This is a genomic window from Paractinoplanes rishiriensis, assembly GCF_016862375.1.
Lineage (GTDB): Bacteria > Actinomycetota > Actinomycetes > Mycobacteriales > Micromonosporaceae > Actinoplanes > Actinoplanes rishiriensis.
The window spans coordinates 22072-44316 of the sequence record NZ_BOMV01000024.1 but is presented as its reverse complement, the minus strand read 5'-3'; the positions used below and the strand labels follow the sequence as shown (position 1 = coordinate 44316).

General features: G+C 72.9%; 23 protein-coding genes. 9 read left to right on the top strand and 14 right to left on the bottom strand.

The genetic code is table 11. The annotated features are described in order from the left end of the window. Nucleotides 1-91 precede the first annotated feature (91 nt). Nucleotides 92-343, top strand: a complete 252-nt coding sequence (locus tag Ari01nite_RS13020; protein WP_203781458.1) for a BatC protein — start codon at nt 92-94, stop codon at nt 341-343. 9 nt (nt 344-352) lie between these two features. Next, nucleotides 353-1606, top strand: coding sequence for a cupin domain-containing protein (locus Ari01nite_RS13015; protein ID WP_203781457.1), 1254 nt, complete (start codon nt 353-355; stop codon nt 1604-1606). On the opposite strand, the gene Ari01nite_RS13010 is transcribed toward Ari01nite_RS13015, so the two are convergent. The 6 genes from Ari01nite_RS13010 to Ari01nite_RS12985 all read right to left on the bottom strand — a co-directional run bounded on the left by Ari01nite_RS13010 (nt 1590) and on the right by Ari01nite_RS12985 (nt 7573). Beyond that, nucleotides 1590-2291 carry a hypothetical protein gene (locus Ari01nite_RS13010; RefSeq protein ID WP_203781456.1) on the bottom strand — a complete coding sequence of 234 codons (702 nt, stop codon included), beginning with the start codon at nt 2289-2291 and terminating at the stop codon, nt 1590-1592. The genes Ari01nite_RS13015 and Ari01nite_RS13010 overlap by 17 nt on opposite strands. Nucleotides 2292-2340: 49 nt before the next feature. Next, the gene (locus Ari01nite_RS13005) at nt 2341-4971 is read right to left on the bottom strand and encodes an FtsK/SpoIIIE domain-containing protein (protein WP_203781455.1); all 2631 of its coding nucleotides are present in this window, start codon (nt 4969-4971) and stop codon (nt 2341-2343) included. 9 nt (nt 4972-4980) lie between these two features. Beyond that, on the bottom strand, nt 4981-5883 hold the full coding sequence (locus tag Ari01nite_RS13000; RefSeq protein ID WP_203781454.1) for a hypothetical protein: 903 nt from the start codon (nt 5881-5883) through the stop codon (nt 4981-4983). Between the two features lie 4 nt (nt 5884-5887). Beyond that, nucleotides 5888-6148: a hypothetical protein gene (locus Ari01nite_RS12995; RefSeq protein ID WP_203781453.1), complete on the bottom strand. Its 261-nt coding sequence runs from the start codon at nt 6146-6148 to the stop codon at nt 5888-5890. A 247-nt stretch (nt 6149-6395) separates the two neighbouring features. Next, nucleotides 6396-6623 (bottom strand): hypothetical protein, encoded by a 228-nt coding sequence (locus Ari01nite_RS12990; protein ID WP_203781452.1) that lies wholly within the window; start codon nt 6621-6623, stop codon nt 6396-6398. Between the two features lie 584 nt (nt 6624-7207). Continuing rightward, on the bottom strand, nt 7208-7573 hold the full coding sequence (locus Ari01nite_RS12985; protein ID WP_203781451.1) for a hypothetical protein: 366 nt from the start codon (nt 7571-7573) through the stop codon (nt 7208-7210). A 273-nt stretch (nt 7574-7846) separates the two neighbouring features. Between Ari01nite_RS12985 and Ari01nite_RS12980 the strand changes: the two genes are divergently transcribed. Beyond that, the gene (locus Ari01nite_RS12980) at nt 7847-10375 is read left to right on the top strand and encodes an ATP-dependent Clp protease ATP-binding subunit (RefSeq protein WP_203781450.1); all 2529 of its coding nucleotides are present in this window, start codon (nt 7847-7849) and stop codon (nt 10373-10375) included. A 9-nt stretch (nt 10376-10384) separates the two neighbouring features. On the opposite strand, the gene Ari01nite_RS12975 is transcribed toward Ari01nite_RS12980, so the two are convergent. Then, complete coding sequence (locus Ari01nite_RS12975; protein WP_203781449.1) at nt 10385-11377, bottom strand: LysR family transcriptional regulator; 993 nt, start codon at nt 11375-11377, stop codon at nt 10385-10387. A 100-nt stretch (nt 11378-11477) separates the two neighbouring features. Beyond that, nucleotides 11478-12059, bottom strand: coding sequence for a hemerythrin domain-containing protein (locus Ari01nite_RS12970; protein ID WP_239162711.1), 582 nt, complete (start codon nt 12057-12059; stop codon nt 11478-11480). 58 nt (nt 12060-12117) lie between these two features. Between Ari01nite_RS12970 and Ari01nite_RS12965 the strand changes: the two genes are divergently transcribed. Both Ari01nite_RS12965 and Ari01nite_RS12960 read left to right on the top strand, forming a co-directional pair. After that, nucleotides 12118-13425 (top strand): M20/M25/M40 family metallo-hydrolase, encoded by a 1308-nt coding sequence (locus Ari01nite_RS12965; protein WP_203781447.1) that lies wholly within the window; start codon nt 12118-12120, stop codon nt 13423-13425. 21 nt (nt 13426-13446) lie between these two features. Further along, nucleotides 13447-14118, top strand: coding sequence for a hypothetical protein (locus Ari01nite_RS12960; protein ID WP_203781446.1), 672 nt, complete (start codon nt 13447-13449; stop codon nt 14116-14118). A 7-nt stretch (nt 14119-14125) separates the two neighbouring features. Here Ari01nite_RS12960 and Ari01nite_RS12955 read toward each other — a convergent pair whose 3' ends face one another. From Ari01nite_RS12955 to Ari01nite_RS12935, 5 genes are all read right to left on the bottom strand, one after another. Then, nucleotides 14126-14317: a DUF5703 family protein gene (locus Ari01nite_RS12955; RefSeq protein WP_203781445.1), complete on the bottom strand. Its 192-nt coding sequence runs from the start codon at nt 14315-14317 to the stop codon at nt 14126-14128. Between the two features lie 5 nt (nt 14318-14322). Then, nucleotides 14323-15369: a hypothetical protein gene (locus tag Ari01nite_RS12950; RefSeq protein ID WP_203781444.1), complete on the bottom strand. Its 1047-nt coding sequence runs from the start codon at nt 15367-15369 to the stop codon at nt 14323-14325. Nucleotides 15370-15432: 63 nt separating this feature from the next. Then, nucleotides 15433-16071, bottom strand: coding sequence for a response regulator transcription factor (locus Ari01nite_RS12945; protein ID WP_203781443.1), 639 nt, complete (start codon nt 16069-16071; stop codon nt 15433-15435). After that, nucleotides 16065-17207 carry a sensor histidine kinase gene (locus Ari01nite_RS12940; RefSeq protein WP_239162710.1) on the bottom strand — a complete coding sequence of 381 codons (1143 nt, stop codon included), beginning with the start codon at nt 17205-17207 and terminating at the stop codon, nt 16065-16067. The genes Ari01nite_RS12945 and Ari01nite_RS12940 overlap by 7 nt, the downstream gene beginning before the upstream one ends. A 7-nt stretch (nt 17208-17214) precedes the next feature. Beyond that, a complete protein-coding gene (locus tag Ari01nite_RS12935) occupies nt 17215-18192 on the bottom strand; it encodes an aldo/keto reductase (RefSeq protein ID WP_203781442.1) in 978 nt (325 codons plus the stop codon). 108 nt (nt 18193-18300) lie between these two features. Here Ari01nite_RS12935 and Ari01nite_RS12930 point away from each other — a divergent pair, with 108 nt between their 5' ends. The 4 genes from Ari01nite_RS12930 (at nt 18301) to Ari01nite_RS12915 (ending at nt 21522) form a co-directional block, all read left to right on the top strand. Then, nucleotides 18301-19353: an LLM class F420-dependent oxidoreductase gene (locus Ari01nite_RS12930; RefSeq protein WP_203781441.1), complete on the top strand. Its 1053-nt coding sequence runs from the start codon at nt 18301-18303 to the stop codon at nt 19351-19353. Continuing rightward, nucleotides 19353-20021: a histidine phosphatase family protein gene (locus Ari01nite_RS12925; RefSeq protein WP_203781440.1), complete on the top strand. Its 669-nt coding sequence runs from the start codon at nt 19353-19355 to the stop codon at nt 20019-20021. The genes Ari01nite_RS12930 and Ari01nite_RS12925 overlap by 1 nt, the downstream gene beginning before the upstream one ends. A gap of 95 nt (nt 20022-20116) precedes the next feature. Next, complete coding sequence (locus tag Ari01nite_RS12920; protein WP_203781439.1) at nt 20117-20710, top strand: DUF3090 domain-containing protein; 594 nt, start codon at nt 20117-20119, stop codon at nt 20708-20710. Continuing rightward, nucleotides 20707-21522, top strand: a complete 816-nt coding sequence (locus Ari01nite_RS12915; protein WP_203781438.1) for an SCO1664 family protein — start codon at nt 20707-20709, stop codon at nt 21520-21522. Before Ari01nite_RS12920 ends, Ari01nite_RS12915 begins: the two co-directional genes overlap by 4 nt. Nucleotides 21523-21619: 97 nt before the next feature. Here the strand turns inward: Ari01nite_RS12915 and Ari01nite_RS12910 are convergent, their stop codons facing one another. Beyond that, on the bottom strand, nt 21620-21868 hold the full coding sequence (locus Ari01nite_RS12910) for a hypothetical protein (RefSeq protein WP_203781437.1): 249 nt from the start codon (nt 21866-21868) through the stop codon (nt 21620-21622). Nucleotides 21869-22245: the final 377 nt, after the last annotated feature.

The window sequence follows — 22245 nt, the reverse complement described above, 5'->3', positions numbered from 1 at the left end:
AGCGGATACCCAGCCGGGAGCGGATTAGACGTGATCACCGACGGGTACCCGGTGGCCCGACAGCAACACCGGAAACAGCAGGGAGATCCATATGTCACTCAGCGACGAGGACATCACCGGCGGCACCGGCACGGCGGGTGAGGGACCGGCCGACGGCGGCGCGAACCCGGCCGGCCAGGACGGCGGCGCGGACGGCGGCGCGACCGGCGAGGGCCCCGCGGACGGCGGCGCCAACCCGTCGGGCCACGACGGCGGCGCGGACGGCTCGGCCGACGAGGGACCGGCCGACGGCGGCGCGAACCCGGCCGGCCACGACGGCGGCGCCGACAGCGCCGCGGTCTGAGAGCACCGCATGACGATCGAAGCGCCGGGCGATGACCGCCCGGCGCTCGCCCGGGTGATCGCGGCCGAACCGGACAAGTTCGCCGCCGCGCACTGGGGCCGGGCGCCGCTGCTCAGCCGGGCCGCCGAACTGGCCGGCCCGGACGGGTTCGCCGACCTGCTGTCGCCGCACGCCGTTGACGAGCTGCTCAGCGGCCGCGGCCTGCGCACACCGTTTCTGCGGGTGGCCCGGAACGGCAAGGTGCTGCCGGCCGCCGAGTTCACCGGCCCGGGCGGGGCCGGTGCCGAGATCGCCGACCAGGTGCACGACGACAAGGTCATGGCCCTGTACGCGAGCGGCGCCACCCTGGTCCTGCAGGGCCTGCACCGGATCTGGCCGCCGCTCGCCGAGTTCACCCGCCGGCTCGGCGCCGACCTGCGCCGCCCGCTGCAGGTGAACGCGTACCTCACCCCGCCGCAGAGCCAGGGCTTCAGCACCCACTACGACACCCACGACGTGTTCGTGCTGCAGATCGACGGCACCAAGCGCTGGCGCATCCACGAGCCGGTGCTGCCCGACCCGCTGGAGCAGCAGGCCTGGGGCGGCCGCGCCGACGAGGTGGCCGCGACCGCCGAGGGCGAGCCGGCCCTGGATGTCGAACTGGCCCCCGGCGACGCCCTCTACCTGCCCCGCGGCTGGCTGCACTCGGCCCAGGCGCAGGGCGGCCGCTCGCTGCACGTCACCGTCGGCGTCCGGGCCCTGACCAGGTACGCCCTGGTCGAGGAACTGCTCCGGGCGGCCACCGCGGACCGGCGGCTGCGGGCCACCCTCCCGCTCGGACTCGACGTCACCGATCCGGACGCGATCGAGCCGGAGCTCACCGAGACCGTCGAGGCGCTGCGCGACTGGCTGTCCGGCACCGGCCCGGCCGAGATCGCCGAGCGGCTCACCACCCGCGACTGGCCGTCCGCCCGGCCCGCCCCGATCGCCCCGCTGGCCCAGCTCGACTACGCCGCCGGCCTCGGCCCGGACAGCCTGGTCGAGGTGCGCGCCGGTCTGCGCTGGCGGCTCGTCGAGGACGGTCCCGACCATGTGGTGCTCCGGCTCACCGGCCGGACCCTGCGTTTCCCGGCCTACTGCGCACCGGCGCTGCGCTGGGCCTTCGGCGGCGATCCGGTGCGGGTCGGCGACCTGCCGCTGGACACCGACGAGGACCGGCTGGTGCTGGCCCGCCGCCTGCTGCGCGAGGCCCTGGTGGTGCCGGGCTTCACTGCACCCCGATAGCGCCGAGCAGCGCGCCCGCGGTGATCATGCCGGCCAGCAGGATCGTGGCGACCGTCGCGGCGTCCAGGCCGACGCCGCGCCGGTCGGCGACCTTCTTGGCGGCCACCACCGACAGCACCGGGCAGGCCAGCAGCACCACGAGCGCCACCACCGGCAGCGCGTCCTTCCAGGTGCCGGTCTGGCTGCCGCCGTTCGCCCGCAGCACCCGGTAGGCCGCCACCCCGGCCAGGCCGCCGGCCACCCCGAACGCCCCGAACAGCAGCTTGATCCCGAAGGTCAGGGGCCGGGCCTTCTCGGTGTACTTCACCTTGGTGGCCACCTCGTCGAGGTAGTCGGCCGCGTTGCGCTCGCTGCGCTGCCGCGGGATGACCGGCTGCGGCACGGTCCGGCCGAAGCGCTCCGCCGCCGGCCCGACCTTGTGCACGTAGTCCGACCACAGCCCGGCGGCCCGCGCGTCCACCTCCTCCAGGTTGCGCTGGGCCTCGGCGACCGCCTGCTTGGCGTCTCGCAGCTGCTGGTCGGCCTGCCGGACGGCGTCGTCGGCCGCGGCCACCCGGCCGTCGTGCCAGCGGCCGGCCTCGGCGCGCAGGCTCGCGGCCTCCTCGTCCAGGGTGGCCAACCGCCGCAGCACCACCCGGTAGTCGGCGGTCTCGAAGTCCGCCGGCTGTACATCGCGCTGCGTCATGACGCGCGTCCCCGCGCGTCCGCCGCCGCCGTCGTGTGAACTCCGTTGTTCATAACTGTCCGTAGGGGATGATGACCTCGGCGCCCCGATGCACCGAGCGGTCGAAATGTAGCGCCCGCCACGGACGGGGGTACCACGCGGGCGCCCCGGTGCCCGGATAGTAGGGCGCCAGCTCGCTGCCGTGCACGTCGAGCGCCACCCAGGCGCCGATCGCGTCGGTGCGCGAACCCTGGCCGCCGAGCGCCTCGCGCAACAGTGCCGCGCCCCGCCACCAGCCCAGCACGTGGATGCGCCGCTCCGGACCGTGCCGCAGAATGGTGCGCAGCTGGTCCGCCGCGCCCTTGCCACCCGGCATCGCGTCCGCCGCGTACACCAGCAGGAAATGCGGCCGGTCGGCCGGCCAGGACGCCGACGCCTCGGCGGCCGCGTCCTCCAGCAGCCAGTCCGCGTTGTCCGGCTCGTACCAGCCGCACTCCGGCAACTGCTCGCAGAGTGTCGCGGCCGCGGTCCGGGCGTCCGGGTCGAGGCAGAGGATGGAGTAGCGGGCGCCGTCCGGCGGGAACTGCGCGGCCAGCGACAACCCGGCGGTGGCCAGCACCGAGCAGGCCTCGTCCACCCGGGTGCCGAGCACGGCCAGGTTGCGCCCGGGGGCGCGGCGCAGCACGGTCCGGGCCGACCGGGACAGCACGTCGATCGTCTCGCCGAGCAGCACCACCGGCGCGGGTGAGCCGTCCACCGGGGCCAGCCCCTGGTAGTCCGGGCTCTCGCCGAGCGACGGCACCACGTCGCCGTCGAACAGCCGCGGCGGTCCCTGGCCCTCCGGGCGGCGGCGCCACAGCCGGTGCTGGAGTGCGTTCCACCGGTCCCGGTCGCCGGCGGCCGGCACCCGGACGATCCGGTTGGCCTCGGTGGCGCCCGAGTCCGCATTCACCACGGCGTGATAGCGCGGCAGCGACTCGGCGGCCTGGTTGGTCTCGGCCAGGATCCGCCGGGCCCGGGGCAGCGCGATCCGCAGCGAGAACTGCGCCACCAGCGCGGGCCGGCCCCACAGCGCCTCGATGCCGGAGACGTCCTGGCTGGCCAGGATCAGGTGGATGCCCTGCGAGCGGCCCCGGCGGGCGAGGTCCTCGAGCAGGTTGACGGCCTCGCCCGCCACCGCGTCCCGGCCGGAGAGCAGCACCTGGAACTCGTCGACCACGGCCACGATCCGGGGCCAGCTGCCCTCCGGGTCCTCGGCGCGCAGCTCGGCCAGGTTGGTGACCTCGTGCCGTTTCGCCGCCTCGGCCCGCCGGCGCAGCTCCTCGCCGAGGAAGCGCAGCAGGGCCAGCCCGAACTCGCGGTCGGTGTTGACGTTCACCCCGACCAGGCGCACGTGCGGCAGCCAGCTCTGGTCCCGCCGACCCGGCGCGAACCGGGCGAACGACACCCCCTCCTTGAAGTCGAGCAGATAGAACGCCAGCTCGGCGGGGGAGTAGCGGGCGGCCAGCGCGCCCATCCAGGCGTAGATCAGGTTGGTCTTACCGGTGCCGGACGGACCGGCGATGAGCGCGTGCGGCGGGTAGTCGCTGAGCGTCACGGCCACCGGCGTCCCCTGCGGGCCGTCACCGAGCGGCGCGGTCAGTCCGGTGGCGGAGCTCTCCTGCCAGTCCGTCTGCGGTAACAGGCTGTCCAGGGCGACCGGGGCCGGTCCCGCGGCGACCGCGTCGGCGATCCGGCGGCAGGCCGCGGCCACCACCGCCTGCGGCGGGCCGCCGTCCAGCCGTACCGGCAACGCACCCGCACCCGACACCCGGGCGCGATCGTCCGGCGCCGCGGTGATGAACTCCACACCCGGACCGGACTGCACCGGCATGCCCTGGATCACCAGGTGCACGCCCGCGGCCGGCCCGGTGCGCAGCAGCCGCTGGAGCTGGGTCTGCTCGTGCCGGCTCAGCTCGCCGGCGCCCAGCAGCACCGCCACCCGCCACGGCTCGGGCCGCCGGTGGGTGGCCGCGTTCAGCTCGCGCAGCGACGTGTACTCACCGGCCAGCACCGTCTCGTTGATCCGGCGTACGTGCTCCACCAGGTCGTCCAGGAGCCCGCCCAGCCCGCCCGGGCCCACGAACGTGAGCACCCCCGCCGGGGCGAGCGTGGCGAACCGGGCCAGCCCGCCGCCGAGGTGCTCCGGGTCGTAGCCGATCAGTTTGAGCGCGCCCGGTGCGGCCGTGCCCACCGCCCGCAGCAGCAGCCCGGCCACCACATCGTCGCCGATCTGCCGGTCGCCGCGCACCACCACGTGGCCGTGGTCGAGCAGCGGGACCAGCGCCGGCACCTCCTCCGGATGCGGCAGCAGCACCCGGCCCACCCGCAGCTCGGCGGCCCGGTCCAGCGGCGACGGCTGCCAGTCGTCCCACGGGTCGCCGGCCGCTCCCGGTGCCGCCCGGTCGGCCGCACCCGCGGCGGCGCCGGCCAGCGCCGCCAGGTCGGTGCGGTGCTGCTCGTCGATCTGGCGCAGGCGGACGTCCAGCGCCTCGGCGACTCTGCGGCGCCGGGCGATGGCGGCGGCCACCACGCGTTCCCGTCGTTCCTGGGCCGTCGTGTACGCCTCCCGGGCCGCGACCAGCGCGGTCTCGGCGGCGCCCAGGGCGTGCGACAACCCGGCCCGGATGTCCATTACCTGCTGTGCGGTCGAATCAGCCATGACTCGTTCTCATCGGGCGTCGGCGGCCTCGGGGCGGCGCAACGGCTCGGGGGCGTCCGGATCGAGGGTGCTGGCGTCCCGGCCGAGCCGGGCCAGCAGCACCCCGGCCAGCACACCGGCGGTGACAGCGTTGTCTGCCGGGTGTGCGGCGGGCTGACCCTGCTGCTGCTTCGTGGGCGCCCGGCAGATCCGGGCCAGCAGGGTGTCCAGTACGGCCGGTGAGGTGCCCGGCAACAGCGAGCGCACCCGGCCGGTGGTGGCCGTGCGCAGTCGTTCCACATCGTCCGGTCGCGGCTCGTGGCCCAGCAGGTCACCGGCGAGCCGGTGCAGCACCGGCGAGGTGACCGCGGCCAGCCCGAGCCCGGTGGCGGCGTTGGCGGCGTGCAGGTCGCGACCGACCTGCGCCTTGTCCCCGGAGCGCACCGCGGCGGCCACCCGGCGCAGCAGATCGGCCGTGTCGCCGCGCTGTCCGGCACCCTGTCCGGCACCCTGGCCCGCACCCTCGGCCGGCGCCGGCTCACCGGTCAGCTGGGCGACCCGCTGCTGCCACCACGGCCCGAGCCGCTCGGCGGGCGGCTCGGCCGCGTCGGTCGGCTCGACCTGAGGCGCCGGCCGCAGCCCGGCCCGCCACTCCTGCTCGGGCGGCGCGCTGGCGTCGCCGGTCAGCCCGATGGAGGCCAGATAGGTCGCGATGGCGTCCTGGGCCAGCCGCAGCGCCGCGGCGGCCCGTTCGGCGTGCTCGGTGGCGTTGCCCAGCTGCGGCACGCCGACCGGGTCGACCGACGCCTCGCGCACCCAGGCGAGCAGCTCGGTGGCGCTGCGCAGCCGTTCGAGGGCCACCGAGACGAGCCCCGTCGGCAGTTCGTCGGACGTGGCACGGAGCTGGGCGCCGAGTTCCTGAATCAGCGACATCGCGTCAGAGCATCGCCGTGTAGGTCTCGGCCTGCTCGACCGCCATGGCGGTCGCGCCGAGGCACTCCTCGAGCGACTGGTCGGCCTGGGAGAGCGAGGCGTGTGCCGCGCCGACCGCGTCGCTGCCGCTGCCGTCGAGCGCCGCCGCCAGGCTCTGCTGGGCCTCGCCCAGCTTCTCCCGGGCTGCCTGTATCGCCGCCTGCCCCTCGCTCACCTGCTGGAGCGCGGCGTCGACGGCCGCTTTGACCTCGGCGACACTGGCCACCCGTGCAGCCTCCTGCTGTGCGGAACCCGATTTCGGCCCTCAGACTACTGGCCCCTTCCTGCCTCGTCGTCCGCGCACACCCCTTTTGCGAGGCGAGCCCGTTCATGCGGGAAGCATCGACCCGACTGATACCCACTCCCGCCGACGTGTCCGAGATCTGACGACTGAATGAACAGGATTGAATACTTAAAGCTACCTCGCAAGCCGGAATCCGCGCGCCCGGCGCTATCTCCACAATGCTCAAAATTCACCGCAGAGGGGTACGGGTCCAGGGGGTACGGGCCCAGGGGGCACGGGTCCAGGGGTTATGCGGCCAGGCCGCCGCGGTCATGGCGGCCACCGCGGGCAGGCCGGACACCGGCGCGACCAGGAACCCGGTGCCGACGGCGCCGCGGTCAGCGGCCCGGTCGCGCCGCCCCGGTCGCGCCGCCCCGGTCGCGCCGCCCCGGTCGCGCCGCCCCGGTCGCGCCACCACGGTGAACGCCGTGAAGATCCAGCGAACGCCTCCACGGCCGTTCCCGGCGGAGCCAGCCGATCGGCCGCCAGGAACGCCGCGTGAGAGCAGCGGCGGTAGTCCCAACCCGCTGACCGCCGGTAGCACCACATCGGCCGCGGTGACGGCACGAGAAGAAGCGGCACATAACCCGCTGTGAACACCGCGGCCAGCCAGGTCCCGCCCGCGCTCGCCAGGGTGTAGAGCAACCCGCTCACCAGAGCGCCACCCGCCTGCGCCGCCAACAGCCGCCCGGTCAGCCCCCGGTCGCCGGCTATGTGCCGCACCTCGGGCAACGCGGCGCCGGGCTCGGGCAGTGCGTTGCTGGCGGGTTCGGGGTGGCGCGCTTATGGGGACAGTGCGTTGGTGCCGGGTCCGGGCGGCGTGGGGTCGACGGGTGGGGGCGCTCGTGGTGGTGCTTGGTGGCAGGTCGGCGGAGCGGTGGGGCGCCGGGTGGGGCGCTGGGGGCGGGGTCTCGTGACGAACTGCCGGTGTGGGGCCCCGGGTCTCGTGGCTACTGCCGGTGTGGGAGTGGCGGGCGGTGGGAGGTGGCTGTCGGCGGGTGGTCAGGAGCGGGGGATGGTGGACGGGCCGCGGACCTCGCCGCCCAAGGCCAGGACCCGGGTGCGCAGGCCGCGGTCGGCGGTTATCACGACGGTGCGTCTGGTGGGGGCTGCGGCTCTGACCAGGTCGGCGATCTTGTCGTCTCCGGAGGCGGGGGCTCGCTCGATGCGTACGCCGTTGGTGGTTTGGGGAATTTCTCGGGCTTTGCCCTCCACTACCAGCGCAATCTCCACCGGTCCTGAAATATCGGAGATGCCGGGCTCTAACAGTGTGGCCAGGCGATCGCGGAGGCGGATGGCGGCGCCCGCTCGGTCGCGCCACCAGCCGTCGGGGACGGAGCCGACGACGTTGGCGCCGTCGACGATCACCAGAGCCGCAGCCGCAGCCGCAGCCGCAGCCGCAGCCGGAGCCGGTGCCGGAGCCGGTGCCGGAGCCGGTGCCGGAGCCGGTGCCGGGGGCGGAACTGGGGGCGGAACCGGGGGCGGAACCGGAGCCTGAGGTGGGGTCATGAAAGTTGAGCGTACCTGAGTCAAGTTTCTGCGAAATCTGGGAATCAACGGATGGTCACCAGCGCTGATAACGGTCGCACGCCGGGGAATGCGGGGGCGTGCAGCCGCTAGCAACAGGAGAGAAGTGGACCAATGAGCATCGGACCGATCGGACCGGGCGGGCCCGGCAACTGGGACGACCTGTTCGCGCGCTTCTTCGGGGCGGCCGAGCCGCGCCGGCAGCCGCGCATCGACATCACGAAGTACATGAGTGGTGACGCCCGTGAGGTGCTGTCCACCGCCGCGCGTCGTGCCGCCGATCTCGCGGATCCGGACCGGACGCTCGCCGACCTGGACACCGACCACCTGCTCTGGGCCGTTCTGCAGCAGGAGCCGATGCGGCAGACCGTGCGCCGCGCCGGCGTCGATCCGGAGAGTCTGCTGTCCGCGCTGGGCCGGCCCGCGGGAGTCCGCGAGGACGGTCCCGCCCAGGTGGCGCTGACCCCGGCCGCCAAGCGCGCGCTGCTGGACAGCCTGCAGATTTCCCGGGCGCTGGGCGCCTCCTATGTCGGGCCCGAGCACATCCTGATGGCCCTCGGCCTCAACGCGGACTCCGCGGCCGGCCGGCTGCTGGGCGGCAAGCTCGACCCGCAGGCGCTCCAGCACGCCGAGCCGCAGCCGCACCCGGGTCGCGGCGGTCCGGCCGGCGGTGGCGGCAGCGGCAAGACCCCCACGCTGGAGCAGTACGGCGTGGACCTCACCGAGCTGGCCCGGCGCGGCGAGGTCGACCCGGTGATCGGCCGGGCCGACGAGATCGAGCAGGCCGTCGAGATCCTGTCCCGGCGTACCAAGAACAACCCGGTGCTGATCGGGGAGGCCGGCGTCGGTAAGACCGCCGTGGTCGAGGGCCTGGCCCAGCGGATCGTGGACGGTGACGTGCCGCAGACCCTGGAGGGCAAGCGGGTCATCCAGCTCGACCTCGCCGGGCTCGTCGCGGGCACCCGCTACCGGGGTGACTTCGAGGAGCGCCTGCGCAAGGTGATCGACGAGATCCAGAACGAGGGGGACGGGCTGATCGTCTTCCTCGACGAGATCCACACGCTGGTCGGCGCCGGTGGTGGCGAGGGCGGCGGCATGGACGCCAGCAACATGCTCAAGCCGGCCCTGGCCCGCGGGCGGCTGCGGGTGATCGGCGCGACCACCATGGACGAGTACCGCAAGCACATCGAGAAGGACGCGGCGCTGGCCCGGCGGTTCCAGCCGGTGCTGGTGGGCGAGCCGAGCGTCGAGGACACCGTCGCGATCCTGCGCGGCCTGCGGGACAACTACGAGGCGCACCACCAGGTGCGGATCACGGACGAGGCGCTGGACGCGGCCGCGCAGCTGTCCGACCGCTACATCACCGACCGCTTCCTGCCGGACAAGGCGATCGACCTGGTCGACCAGGCCGGCGCGCGGGTGCGGCTGCGGGTGAAGACCCCGTCGCCGGACACCCGCGAGGACGAGCGCCGGCTGGAGCAGCTGAGCCGGGACCGCGATCAGGCGGTGGCCGCGGAGAACTACGAGCGGGCATCGTCGCTGCGGGACGAGATCAACGCGATCAAGGAGAAGTTCGCGGCGGTCACGGTGGCGGCCACCGGGGTGCCGCAGGTGACCGAGTCGGACGTCGCCGAGGTGGTGTCGAGGGCCACCGGCATCCCGGTCGCCCAGCTCACCGAGGAGGAGCGGGACCGCCTGCTGCGCCTCGAGGCACACCTGCACGACCGGGTGATCGGGCAGGACGACGCGGTGGTCGCGGTCGCCGAGGCGGTCCGCCGGTCCCGGGCCGGGCTGGGTGACCCGGAGCGGCCGGTGGGCAGCTTCCTGTTCCTCGGGCCGACCGGGGTGGGCAAGACCGAGCTGGCCCGCGCGCTGGCCGGGGCGCTGTTCGGCGACTCGGACCGGATGATCCGGCTGGACATGAGCGAGTTCCAGGAGCGGCACACCGTGTCCCGCCTGGTCGGCGCGCCGCCCGGATACGTCGGCTACGACGAGGCCGGCCAGCTGACCGAGGCGGTGCGGCGCAAGCCGTACAGCGTGGTGCTGCTGGACGAGATCGAGAAGGCGCACCCGGACGTGTTCAACATCCTGCTCCAGGTGCTCGACGACGGGCGGCTGACCGACAGCCAGGGCCGCACGGTGAGCTTCAAGAACACCGTGCTGATCATGACGAGCAACATCGGTTCGGACCTGATCAGCGGCACCCGGCGCAGCGTCGGATTCGGCGCCGGCGAGGGTGGCGACGACACCGAGCTGCGGGAGCGGCTGGACCGGCGGCTGCGCGAGCAGCTGCGACCGGAGTTCATCAACCGGATCGACGAGATCATCGTGTTCCGGCAGCTGGAGACCGCGCAGCTGCGGCAGATCACCGAGCTGTTGCTGGCCGAGACCCGGCGCCGCCTGCACGCGCAGGACGTGACGCTGGACATCACCCCGGCGGCCGTGGACTGGCTGGCAGGCAAGGGCTTCCAGCCGGAGTTCGGGGCCCGGCCGCTGCGCCGCACGATCCAGCGCGAGCTGGACAACCGGCTGTCCACGCTGCTGCTGGCCGCCGACCTGGCACCGGGCCAGACGGTGCGGGTGGACGTGTCCGGCGGCGGGCTCAGCTTCACGCCGAGCACGCCGCACCCGGCGCCGGCCTAGAAAAGCCGGTCAGACGTTACCGAGCGGAGCGAGGCCGTCTACCGCGCCACCCAGGTGCGGATAGTCGGCCATCCACTCCAGGTATTGCGGGTTGCGCCCGACGACCTCCTGGTAGGACTCCTGGGCCATGGACATCAGCGTGGACGCGTTGCGGGCCGCGGGGGAGTCCGGGTGCCAGCCGAGCACGAGCCGCCACCGCAGCGGCGCGCCGCGCATCGGGCGGTGGGTGAGCGCCGCCGGTGGCCGGAACGTCGGCTGGCACAGGCCCAGGGCCGAGCCCGACTCGACCATGTCGACGCAGCCGCGGATGTCGGTCTCGAGCACCCGGCGCGGGGTGAACCCGGCCCGGGCGCAGGCCGCCGCGAAGCAGTCGGCGAAGCAGCCGTCGCCGGTGCCGCCGACCCACTGCTCCTCGGCCAGTTCGGCCAGGTCGACGTCGTTGCCCTTGGCCATCGGGTGGTCCTCGGGCATCAGCACGCAGACCGCGTCGACCGCGATGGTCTGCCAGACCAGGCCGAACTCGGCGGAGGGCATCGCGTCCCCGCAGACACCCACCTGCGCGTAGTCGAGCTTGCCGGCCAGCACCATGTTGGCCAGTTCCTCGACGTAGTACGTCGCATAGGTGGTCACCTGAGCATCCGGCTGTGCCTGGGACAGCCGGTGCACCATGCCGCCGAGGATCGGACCGCCGATGGCGCCGATCCGGTAGCGGCTCATCTTTTCGGTGCCGGTGGCACCGGCCAGCCGGGCCGCCTCGTCCTGCAGGCCCTTCATGGCGGGCAGCAGCACCCGGGCGCGGGCCAGCACCAGCTCGCCCAGGGCGGTGGGCCGGGCGCCGCGGCGGTCGCGCTCGAAGAGCGGGCCGCCGAGGGTGCGCTCGATTCGCTGCAGCTGAGCGGTCAGGGCCGGCTGGGCGAGCCCGAGCTGCGACGCTGCCTTGGTCACGCTGCCGGTCTCGGCGATGGCACATACCACCTTGAGATGGCGCAGCTCCAGGTTCATAGCGTGACGTTAGGACCTCCGAGACATCGAAGGCTAGCCCTGGAGACAGGTGAAAGATTCTCCACTTGTGACAAAACGGTTACGCAACCCGTTGGTAACGTTACAAATCGCGACTGTACGTCGTACGCCGTGTGACAACATCCCGGAATTTGTCGACGACGGCCACCGCCGGATCGACGATCTTGTTCCACGGCGGGGTGGACGGCGTGCCCGGGTGCGGACGGGTCGGCGCGGCCTCCTCGGCCGTCTCGATCCGGTTGCCGACCCGCACCAGATCCTCGTGCGACACCATCTGGGTGAGCACCGGCAGCAGCTCCTCGGCGTCGGCCGCGACGTGCCGGTGCACCGCCTCGGCGACCTCGGTCGCGGCCTGTTCGCCCCGGTCCAGGCGCTGCAGCGTGACCAGCAGGTCGTGGTCCTCGGCCAGCTCGCGGTCGGCCAGTTCCTCGCCGCCGGGCACCGCCGAGCGGATCGCGGGATAGAGGTACTGCTCCTCGGCGGACAGGTGCCGGGAGATCGTGGCGATCAGTACGTCGGCCAGCCGGCGGTCGTCCGGCTCGGCGGCCAGCCGGTCGGAGAGCTCGACCAGCTCGCGATGCTGTTCGGCCAGCAGGTCGACGACGTTGCGGCCGGTGGTCTCGCCGCCGACCGGCGGCAGCGGGGGCAGATTGAGGGAGGACACGGCCGCCGCAGTACCCGGTAGCAACATCCCGTCAAACCCCGGCTGGTATGAAGGGCGGATGACGACCACCGCCGCCGACGAGGTCACCGGCATCTGCCGTGACCTGCTGCGCATCGACACCACCAACACCGGCGACCCGCGCACCACGGCCGGCGAGCGGGTCGCCGCCGAGTACGTCGCCGCGCAGCTCGCCGAGGTGGGCCTCGACTTCGAGCTGCACGAGTCGGCGCCGAAACGGGCCAACCTGGTGGCCCGGATCCCCGGCGCGGACCGGACCCGCGGCGCTCTCCTCGTACACGGTCATCTTGATGTTGTGCCGGCGGACGCGAGCGAGTGGTCCGTCCCGCCGTTCGCCGGTGCGGAGAAGGACGGCTATCTCTGGGGCCGCGGCGCGATCGACATGAAGGACTTCGACGCGATGATGCTCGCCGTGGTCCGGGACTGGCAGCGCACCGGCTACGTACCGCCGCGCGACATCGTGCTCGCCTTCACGGCCGACGAGGAGGCCGGGATGGAGTACGGCTCGCAGTGGCTGGTCCGGGAGCACCGTGACCTGTTCGAGGGCTGCACCGAGGCGATCGGCGAGGTCGGCGGGTACTCCTACACGGTGAACGACAACCTGCGCCTCTATCTGGTGCAGACCGCCGAGAAGGGCCTGGACTGGCTGCGCCTGCACGCCACCGGCCGGCCCGGGCACGGCTCGTTCATCCACGACGACAACGCGGTCACCGCGCTGGCCGAGGCGGTCGCGGCGGTCGGCCGGCACCGCTTCCCGGTGGTGCTGACCCCGACCGTGCGCACGTTCTTGCAGGAGGTGGGCGACGCGCTCGGCATCGACCTCGACCCGGACGACCCGGAGATCGCGGTGGCCAAGCTCGGCCCGATCGCCAACCTGATCGGCGCCACCATCCGCAACACGGCCAACCCGACCCGGCTCGAGGCCGGCTACAAGGACAACGTGATCCCGGGCAAGGCGTCGGCCACCGTCGACTGCCGCACGCTGCCCGGTCAGGCCGAGTCGTTCCTGGCCGAGCTGCGCGAGATCATCGGGCCGGACATCGAGATCGAGCACATGCACCGGCAGCCGGCCGTGGAGACCGAGTTCGGCGGGCCGCTGGTGGACGCCATGGGCGCCGCGCTGCGTGCCGAGGATCCGGGTGCGCGTACCGTGCCGTACCTGATGTCCGGTGGCACCGACGCCAAGGCGTTCGCGACGCTCGGGATCCGCTGTTTCGGCTTCGCGCCGCTGCGGCTCCCGGCCGACCTGAACTTCGCGGCGCTGTTCCACGGCATCGACGAGCGGGTCCCGGTGGAGGGACTAAAGTTCGGCGTGCGTGTGCTCGACCGTCTGCTCCGAAACAGCTGATTCCCGGAAGGACCTACATCGATGACCGACCAGAACGCGGAGCTCGACGCCGCCCTCGACCGTGTCGTGGAGGCTGCCCGGGCGCACCTCGCGGCGGTCAAGTCGGCCGCCGGCCGAATCGACGACGACGACGTCTGGCAGGCGTACGTCGATCTGAACAACGCCTCGTTCGCGTACGACGAGAAGCTGCTGGACGCCTTCGGTGAGGTCACGCCCTGGGATGTCGAGTCGATCGACCCGGACGAGGCGGACCACCGGTTCGGCCTGGGCATCGACGGTTCCGAGCCGGGCGACTCGACCGACCCGTACCCGCAGGTGATCTCGGTGCGGCAGCGCCGCGACTACCGGGTGCCGAGCGTGTCGGCGCTGCTCCGGGTGGCCGACGTGGCGCGGCGCAACTCGGTGCCGGAGGACGAGGACGCGGGCCCCGTGGAATCGGTCGGCGAGGCGGTGCTGGAGTTGCTCCAGGCCGGCGACGGATCGCTGTCGTCGCTGGATGTGCCGGAGCTCGAGCCGCTCGACGGGCTGCTCACGGTCAGCGAGATCACTGAGCCGCTCGACCTGGAGGCGTACGAGGACTCCGACGGCGACGGGCCGTTCGCGCCCAGGGAGGGCGACCTGCTGGTGGGCAGGCTCGACGAGCACCCCTTCCTGTCGGACGAGGAAGAGGATCACGCCGGGCACAACCACTGAGGGTTGGCTAGTAACTGAGTCCCGGCTGGGGGTTAGGCTGGATCCGGCGGCGGAGCATCACTTTGCGGGTGCCGTCCCGGAAGAGCTGGACCCGCGCCAGCTCCCATCCGGAAAACTCCGCCTGAATGGCGAGCTGCGCCGCCGCGGTCAACCTGTCGACATTTGAGGGCAACCGCAGCGGCGCGTATTCGTAGTCCATGCGGTCTAATATGCGCCCGCCTGCGTGACCGGCACTACCCCTGCGGGGGGATCTCCTACGCCACACATTTCGCAGGCCGGGCGGCGGCGCAGATAGTAGGCCAGGGTCGCGGCACCGAGCGCCACGCTCCACGCCGGCCAGGTGACCCACGGCGCGCTGGCCAGGCCGTCCGGCGTCAGGATCGTGCGCCAGCTCTCCGGATCGGCGGCCAGCGCCACCGAGGCGGAACCCACGAAGACGGCGACCAGCGTGGCCGGGATCGTGGCGAGCCGGATCGGCACCCGACGACCGGCCAGCCCCACCATCCAGCGCGGGAACACCTCACCCCAGCGCTGCACGAGGCCGAGCGTGAGGATCGAGCCGGCGATCGCGAACAGGCCGAGGCCCAGGCCGGCCCAGACCAGGCCGGTGCGCCGCAGTTCGTCGAGGAACTCCGGGGTGACGCCGACCGGGATGCCGAGCGCCCAGCCGACCCGGCTGACCGCGTAGAGCAGCGGGATCACCGCGGCGACGTAGGTGACCGCCGGTCCCCACCGGACCGGCCCGGACAGCGCCGGCCGGCCGCAGTCGGCGCAGGCCCCGGCGGTGCGGAACTGCCAGCGCAGCACGGTCCGGCACAGCAGCAGGCCACCGGCCACCGCGAAGGCCTGGTTGCCGAGGACCCAGGTGAGAATCTCGGAGTAGTCCACCGGCGGGTAGCCGAAGGGAAAACCGACGATCAGGATCGGGACGTATCCGGTGATCATCAGCAGCCGGATGTCCGGCACCACCAGCAGCAGGGCGGCGATCACCAGCCACATCCAGGTGAGCAGCGCGGTCCGGGCCGGCCCGCGCGGCAGTTCCCGTCCGGCCATGACGAGCAGGACCACCGTGGTGATCGCCAGCACCGCGGCGAACAGCGGCGCCCCGATTCCCGGGTCCAGGTTGCGCAGCGGGCTGCCGTCCCGGCCCGGGTCGTCCGGCCCGAACGGAAAGCCGCGACCGGTGATCGTCCAGCCGAGCGCGATCGTGGCGTAGGCGGCCGACCAGCCGGCCGCGAGAAATTTGGTCATGCCTCGACACTCGCGAAGACGCGAGCCTGGGTGATCCCTCCGGGGAGCGGGGCGCGTCCCTCTCTAGGGGGAGATAAATCCGGAGCGGTACGCGACCACGACCGCTTGGGTCCGGTCCCGGACCCCGAGCTTGCCCAGGATGCTGCCGACGTGCGTCTTGACCGTCTCGACGCCGAGGAACAGCCGGCCGGCGATCTCCGCGTTGGACAGGCCGTCGGCCATCAGGGCCAGCACCTCGGCCTCCCGCTCGGTCAGCCGCGCGCCGGGCAGCCGGGCCTCGGCCGGTCCGTACGCGGCGGCCAGCCGGCGCACGGCCGCCGGGAACAGCAGCGACTCGCCGCCGCCGACCACCCGCACCGCCTCGACGATCTGCGCGGGCCGGGCCCGTTTCAGCAGGAAGCCGCCGGCGCCGGCGCGGAGGGCCTCGTACACGTACTCGTCGTTCTCGAACGTGGTGAGCACCAGCACCCGGGGCGGGTCGGGCACCCGGTCCAGCAGCAACCGGGTCGCCTGGATGCCGTCGACCCGGGGCATGCGTACATCCATCAGAATGACGGCCGGGCGCAGCCGGACCGCCGCCGCAACCACCTCGGAGCCGTCCGGCACCTCGCCGACCACGGTGAGGTCGTCCTCGGCCTCGATGATCGCCCGCAGCCCGGCCCGGATCAGCTCGTCGTCGTCGACGATCAGCACGCTCAGCACGGCAGCCGCACCCGGAGCCGCCACTCCTCGCCGTCCGGTCCGGCGGTCAGGTCGCCGCCGAGCAGCATCACCCGCTCGCGCATCCCGGTGACACCCCGGCCGGCCGCGAGCCGGTTCCGGACCTCGATGATCAACCGATCGCCCTCCACGCCGAGCCGCAGCCGGACCTCGCCGGCGCCGTGCCGGGCCGCGTTGGTGAGGCTCTCCTGCACGATCCGGTATGCCTCCCGGGACACCGGCTCGGGCACGTCGACGGCCGCGACCTCGGCCGTGATCTCGTCGGTGAGCAGCCGGCCCAGGTCGTCGAGAGTGGGCGCGGTGGTCCGGCCGGCCGGGTCGTCGCGCAGCACCCCCAGGTTGGGCGTGGTAGTCCGGTCGGGCGCGTCGTCGCGCAGCACCCCCAGCACCGCGTCCAGTTCGTCGAGTGCGGTGCGGCCCAGTTCCTCGATCGCGCCGAGCGCGCGCCGGGCGAACTCCGGATCGCGGTCGAACACGGCCCGCGCCGCGCCCGCCTGCAGGGTGGTCGCGGTCAGCGCGTGCCCCACCGAGTCGTGCAGCTCGCGGGCCAGCCGGTTGCGGTCGGCCAGCGCCCGCTCCCGGGCCGCGAGCGCCGCCTCCCGCTCGGCCGGCGACGGCCCGAGCAGCACCGGCGCCATCGCGTGGGCCAGCGCGCCCAGCCACTTCGTCGCGTAGAAGGTGGCCGCCAGCAGCGCCACCCCGGCCGCGGTCCAGAGCCACCGGTCGCCGCCCAGCTGGCCGCGGGTGATGCCGAGCCGCTCGGTGAAGGCCAGCAGGGCCAGCGGCACCGCGACCACCAGCGCCGCGGCCACCAGGCCACCGGTCACCAGATGCAGGCCGAACCACAGTGCCGCCCGCAACCGGGTCTCCAGCGCCGGCCGGCCCGGCTCCGGCGGCGGCAGGTCGGTGCCGAGCAGGGCCCGGGTCGCGGCGATCTCCAACTCGCGGGTGCCGGCCAGGAACGGGGGCACCGCCGCCGCGGTCAGCGCCACCAGTCCGGTGATCAGGCCGCCCGGGTCGCCGGCCCGGACCGCCTGCACCAGCACCCCGGCGACCAGCGCACAGGGGAGCAGCACCACCGCACCGAGCAGCAGAAAGACCGCGCGCCGCAGCAGCACGAGCGCCTCAGCCCTCGCCGTCGCGCTCGGGATAGCCCACGTCGATGGCCGACACGTCGTCGAGCGCCGTGGCGATCTCGGCCGGCAGGGTCAGATCCTCGCTCTGCAGCACGCCCTGCAGCTGGGCCGCGGTGCGGGCACCCAGGATCGGCGCGGCCACCCCGGGCCGGTCGCGCACCCAGGCGATGGCCACCTCGAGCGGCGACACCCCGAGGCCGGCGGCCGCGGTCACCACCGCCTGCACGATGCTCGAGCTGCGCGGCTCCAGGTAGGTCTGCACGAACGGGGCCAGGTGCTCGGTGGCAGCCCGCGAATCCAGCGGGCGGCCGTTGCGGTATTTGCCGGTCAGCACCCCGCGGCCCAGCGGCGACCAGGCCAGCACGCCGAAGCCGAGCGCCGCGGCGGCCGGCAGCAGTTCCCGCTCGATGCCGCGTTCGAGCAGCGAGTATTCCATCTGGGCGGCCACTATCGGGGCCCGGCCCGGGTATGCCGACTGCCAGGTGGCGGCCCGCGCGGTCTGCCAGGCGGCGAAGTTGGACACCCCGACGTAGCGCACCCGGCCGCTGGTCACCGCGTGGTCGAGGGCCGCCAGGGTCTCCTCGACCGGGGTCTGCGGGTCGTAGCCGTGCACCTGCCACAGGTCGACGTAGTCGGTGCCGAGCCGGCGCAGCGACAGGTCGAGCGAACGCAGCAGATTGCCCCGGGAACCGTCCCGGCGGCGGTAACCGTGCGGAGTCAGCCCGGCCTTGGTGGCGATCACCACCTCGTCCCGCGGCACCAGGTGGTCGAGCAGCGAGCCGATCACCGACTCGGCGTCGCCGTCGCCGTACACGTCGGCCGTGTCGAGCGTCGTGCCGCCGGCCTCGAGATAGAGCTTGAGCTGGGCGGCCGCGTCGTCGGGGTCGGTGTCCCGGCCCCAGGTCATGGTGCCGAGGGCGAGCCGCGAGACCCCCAGCCCGCTTCGGCCGAGCGGTCGCTGTTGCATGTAGTGAACCTTATTCAGAGACGCCCCTTGACGAAATGCTCCGGCCCAGGTCAACCGCGTCGGTTACCGGACGGGAAATAACGCTCCGTAGGTCAGTAGGCTGCAAACGTGCGACTCGGACTCAACCTCGGATATCAGTCGGCGTGGACCACGCCGGCCGACCACCTCGCGATGGCCCAGGAGGCCGACCGGCTCGGTTACTCGGTGGTCTGGGCGGCCGAGGCGTACGGGTCCGACGCGGTCAGCATGCTCAGCTGGATCGCCGGCCAAACCGAGCAGATCGACCTGGGCTCGGCCGTCATGCAGATCCCGGCCCGCACCCCGGCCATGACCGCGATGACCGCGGCCACCATCGACACCCTGTCCGGCGGCCGGTTCCGGCTCGGCCTCGGTGTCTCCGGCCCGCAGGTGTCCGAGGGCTGGCACGGGGTCCGCTTCGGCAAGCCGCTGGGCCGCACCCGGGAGTACGTCGACATCGTCAAGATGGCGGTCGCCCGGCAGCCGGTGTCGTACGCCGGCGAACACTACACGCTGCCCCTGCCGGACGGCCCCGGCAAGCCGCTCAAGCTCGGCTTCCATCCGCCCCGCCCGGCGGTCCCGATCTATCTGGCCGCGGTCGGCCCGAAAAACCTGGAACTGGCCGGCGAGATCGCCGACGGCTGGCTGGCGATCTTCTTCGCGCCGGACGCCGCGGGCGAGTACCTCCAGCACATCGAGCGCGGCCGGGCCAAGCACGGGCTGGGCCTGACCGGCTTCGACGTGGCGCCGACCGTGCCGGTGGTGGTCGGCGACAACGTGGCCTGGTGCGCCGACGTCATCCGGCCGTACGCGTCGCTGTACGTCGGCGGCATGGGCAGCCGCGAGCAGAACTTCTACAACCAGCTGGCGGTCCGGATGGGCTACCCGGACGCGGCCCGCACGATTCAGGACCTCTACCTGTCCGGGCAGAAGGCCGAGGCCGCCGAGGCGGTGCCGCAGGAGTTCATCGAGCGCACCTCGATCGTCGGGCCCAAGCCGGTGATCGTCGAGCGGATCCGGCAGTACGCGGCGGCCGGCGTCGGCACGCTGTCGGTCAGCCCGTACGTGGGCGACCTCAAGAGCGGCATCGACACGCTGCGGATCGTGTTCGAGGCGTACGAAGAGTCCGGCGTGGGCGAGTAGTGGCCACCGTTCTGCTGCTCCGGCACGGGCGCACCACGGCCAACGCCACCGGCGAACTGGCCGGCCGCCGCCCGGTCGACCTCGACGACACCGGCCGGGCCCAGGCCGTGCGGGCCGGCGAGCGGCTGCGTCAACTGCCGCTGTCGGCGGTGGTGTCCAGCCCGTTGCCGCGCTGCCGTCGTACCGTCGAACTGGCCCTGCCCGAGGCCCAGATCATCGAGGACGACGGCCTGATCGAGTGCGGCTACGGCGACTGGGAGGGCCAGGAGCTCAAGACGCTGGCCAAGGACCCGCTCTGGCCGGTGGTGCAGGCCCACCCGAGCGCCGTGGTGTTCCCGAACGGCGAGGCGATGGCCGAGATGTCCGCCCGGGCGATCGCCACGGTCCGCCGCTGGGACGCCAAGATCAGTGCCGAGCACGGCCCCGGCGCCCTCTGGCTGGCCTGCACGCACGGCGATGTGATCAAGGCCATCCTGGCCGACGCGCTGGGCCTGCACCTCGACCAGTTCCAGCGGATCGTGGCCGACCCCGCCTCGGTGAGCGTCATCTCCTATACGCCGACGAGGCCGTTCGTGGTGCGGATGAACGACACCGCCGACCTGGCGTCGCTCGTACCCCCGAAGGAATCTGACGCGGCGGTCGGCGGTGGCGCCGGGCACACTGCGTGACATCCGTGTTACCGCAGGTCCACGGCGTTGCGCCCTAGGCGAACCCGGTCCTGCAGGATGGGCGATCCTGGGCCCGGCTCGATAGGGTTGACGGCATGACCCACCAGGTGCACTCGTTCGAGCCGCCCGAGCGGTTCGTGGCCGGGACGGTGGGCGAGCCGGGCGACCGGACGTTCTTCCTCCAGGCGCGGGGCGGCGGGCGGGTGATCAGCGTCGCGCTGGAGAAGGTCCAGGTGTCGCTCCTCGCCGAAAAGCTCGAGGAGTTGCTCGTCGAGGCCAACAAGCGCTTCGGCGTCTCCCTGCCCGACCTGCCGCAGACCAGCACCCACGACAACGAGCCGCTCGACACTCCGGTCGACGAGGAATTCCGGGTGGGCACCCTGGGGCTGGCCTTCGACGTCGACACCAGCACCGTCGTGATCGAGGCGATCGAGGCCGGCGACGCCGAGGTCGAGATCGAGCTGGGCCCTGACGACCCGGACGAGCCCGACGACGCCGATGAGGACGACGACGAGCCCGACGACGACCTCGACCGTCTCCGCGTCCGCCTCAGCCCCGAGGCCACCAGGGCGTTCATCGACCGGGCCCGCCGCGTGGTGGCCGCCGGCCGCCCACCCTGCCCGCTCTGCGGCCAGCCACTCGACCCGGCCGGTCACCTCTGTCCCCGCCACAACGGCTACCACCGGTGACCACCGAGCCGGCCGCCGCGCTCGCCGAGAGCGATGCTCTGGACCTGCTCACCCACGGGCGGATCGAGATTGAGGGCCGGCTCGTGGACGCCTCCAACACCACCTTGCGCGCCGAGATCACCCTGCACGGCCTGACCCGCCGCTGCGTCTACAAACCGGTCCGCGGCGAACGACCACTCTGGGACTTCCCCGACGGCACCCTGGCCGGTCGCGAGGTGAGCGCCTACCTGGTCTCCCAGGCCACCGGCTGGGATCTGGTGCCACCCACCATCCTCCGCGACGGCCCGCTCGGTGCGGGCGCGCTGCAACTGTGGATAGACGAGCCCGCCGAGGCCGAGTCCATGATCGGCTTCGTCCCCGCCTACGACGTACCGCCGGGCTGGCTTCCGGTGGCCAACGCCCGGGACGAGGACGGCGACGCCTACGCCCTGGCCCACGCCGACGACCCCCGGCTGGCCCGCCTGGCGGTCTTCGACGCGGTGATAAACAACGCCGACCGCAAAGGCGGGCACGTCCTCTACCCCGCCACCGGCGCCGTACACGGCGTGGACCACGGCATCAGCTTCCACACCGAAAACAAACTGCGCACTGTCCTATGGGGCTGGACCGGAAGGCCGTTACCGGCCGAGGCGTGCGAAATCCTGCCGCGCCTGGCCGTCGCCCTGGAGTCCAAACTGGGCGAGATCCTGGAAGGCCACTTGACGCTTTCCGAGGTCCAGCACATCCGGCTGCGCGTGAAACGCCTCCTGCGGGCGGGCCGTTTCCCCAAGCCGCCCCAGGATTGGCCGGCGATTCCCTGGCCTCCGGTCTGACCGGCGAAAATGCACGACCCGAGGAGCCAGGCAGGCTCCTCGGGTCGAGGGTTATCGGCCGGCGCGACCGGCATTCACCGGTCGCGCGGCGGGCGGGTCAGCTGAACGGCGACAGGATCGGGATGAGGCCGCCCTGGTTGCCGCTGCCCTGGTTGCCCAGCAGCTGGATGCCGTTGAACGAGTTCTGCTCGTAGTCGGAGCCGAAACCACTCGGGTAGCCCGCGTAGTAGCTCTGGCCGTACGGGCACGGCGTGTGTCCGGGGGCGGCGGACGCGGGTCCCGCGAGAGCAAGGCTCGCGCCGGTGGCCAGGAGCATGCCAGCGAGGTACATAACCGGACGACGCATGATGTTTCCTTTCGAACGAGATTAGGACCACGAACAGTCTGGCGGTCTTGTTAGCAAAATGTGGCCGTTTGCCGCTAAGTCCAGACAAAGGCGTTCTTTTTCGGCAAAAGGGCCCGGCGTCCTCGGTTGGCGGTTAGAGTCCGCGCGGGCCGTCGTCTCTTGAATCCCGCCGGCACAGCAGCACCGCCCGCCCCGCCGGGTTCAGGGAGTGGGTGAATCGGCATGGGGATGACAGCGCTTCCGCCGCCCTGGGGCGTGACGGCGCCCGGCAACGCGTGTCCGCTGCGCCCGGTGTGGATTGGGTCGGGGCGCGGCCGCGACGGTGGAGTGAGCTGACCTGGCGGGCGAACCTGGTCAGGCTCTGGGTGGTCTGACGC

Excerpts from the sequence above, each read along its gene's own strand:
- Ari01nite_RS13020 (WP_203781458.1), top strand. The coding sequence starts at position 92 with ATGTCACTCAGCGACGAGGACATCACCGGCGGCACCGGCACGGCGGGT.
- Ari01nite_RS12960 (WP_203781446.1), top strand. The coding sequence starts at position 13,447 with ATGACCGACCAGAACGCGGAGCTCGACGCCGCCCTCGACCGTGTCGTG.
- Ari01nite_RS12975 (WP_203781449.1), bottom strand. The coding sequence starts at position 11,377 with ATGAACCTGGAGCTGCGCCATCTCAAGGTGGTATGTGCCATCGCCGAG.
- Ari01nite_RS13015 (WP_203781457.1), top strand. The coding sequence starts at position 353 with ATGACGATCGAAGCGCCGGGCGATGACCGCCCGGCGCTCGCCCGGGTG.
- Ari01nite_RS12965 (WP_203781447.1), top strand. The coding sequence starts at position 12,118 with ATGACGACCACCGCCGCCGACGAGGTCACCGGCATCTGCCGTGACCTG.
- Ari01nite_RS12955 (WP_203781445.1), bottom strand. The coding sequence starts at position 14,317 with ATGGACTACGAATACGCGCCGCTGCGGTTGCCCTCAAATGTCGACAGG.
- Ari01nite_RS13005 (WP_203781455.1), bottom strand. The coding sequence starts at position 4,971 with ATGGCTGATTCGACCGCACAGCAGGTAATGGACATCCGGGCCGGGTTG.
- Ari01nite_RS13000 (WP_203781454.1), bottom strand. The coding sequence starts at position 5,883 with ATGTCGCTGATTCAGGAACTCGGCGCCCAGCTCCGTGCCACGTCCGAC.
- Ari01nite_RS12935 (WP_203781442.1), bottom strand. The coding sequence starts at position 18,192 with ATGCAACAGCGACCGCTCGGCCGAAGCGGGCTGGGGGTCTCGCGGCTC.
- Ari01nite_RS12910 (WP_203781437.1), bottom strand. The coding sequence starts at position 21,868 with ATGCGTCGTCCGGTTATGTACCTCGCTGGCATGCTCCTGGCCACCGGC.
- Ari01nite_RS12920 (WP_203781439.1), top strand. The coding sequence starts at position 20,117 with ATGACCCACCAGGTGCACTCGTTCGAGCCGCCCGAGCGGTTCGTGGCC.
- Ari01nite_RS12950 (WP_203781444.1), bottom strand. The coding sequence starts at position 15,369 with ATGACCAAATTTCTCGCGGCCGGCTGGTCGGCCGCCTACGCCACGATC.
- Ari01nite_RS13010 (WP_203781456.1), bottom strand. The coding sequence starts at position 2,291 with ATGACGCAGCGCGATGTACAGCCGGCGGACTTCGAGACCGCCGACTAC.
- Ari01nite_RS12980 (WP_203781450.1), top strand. The coding sequence starts at position 7,847 with ATGAGCATCGGACCGATCGGACCGGGCGGGCCCGGCAACTGGGACGAC.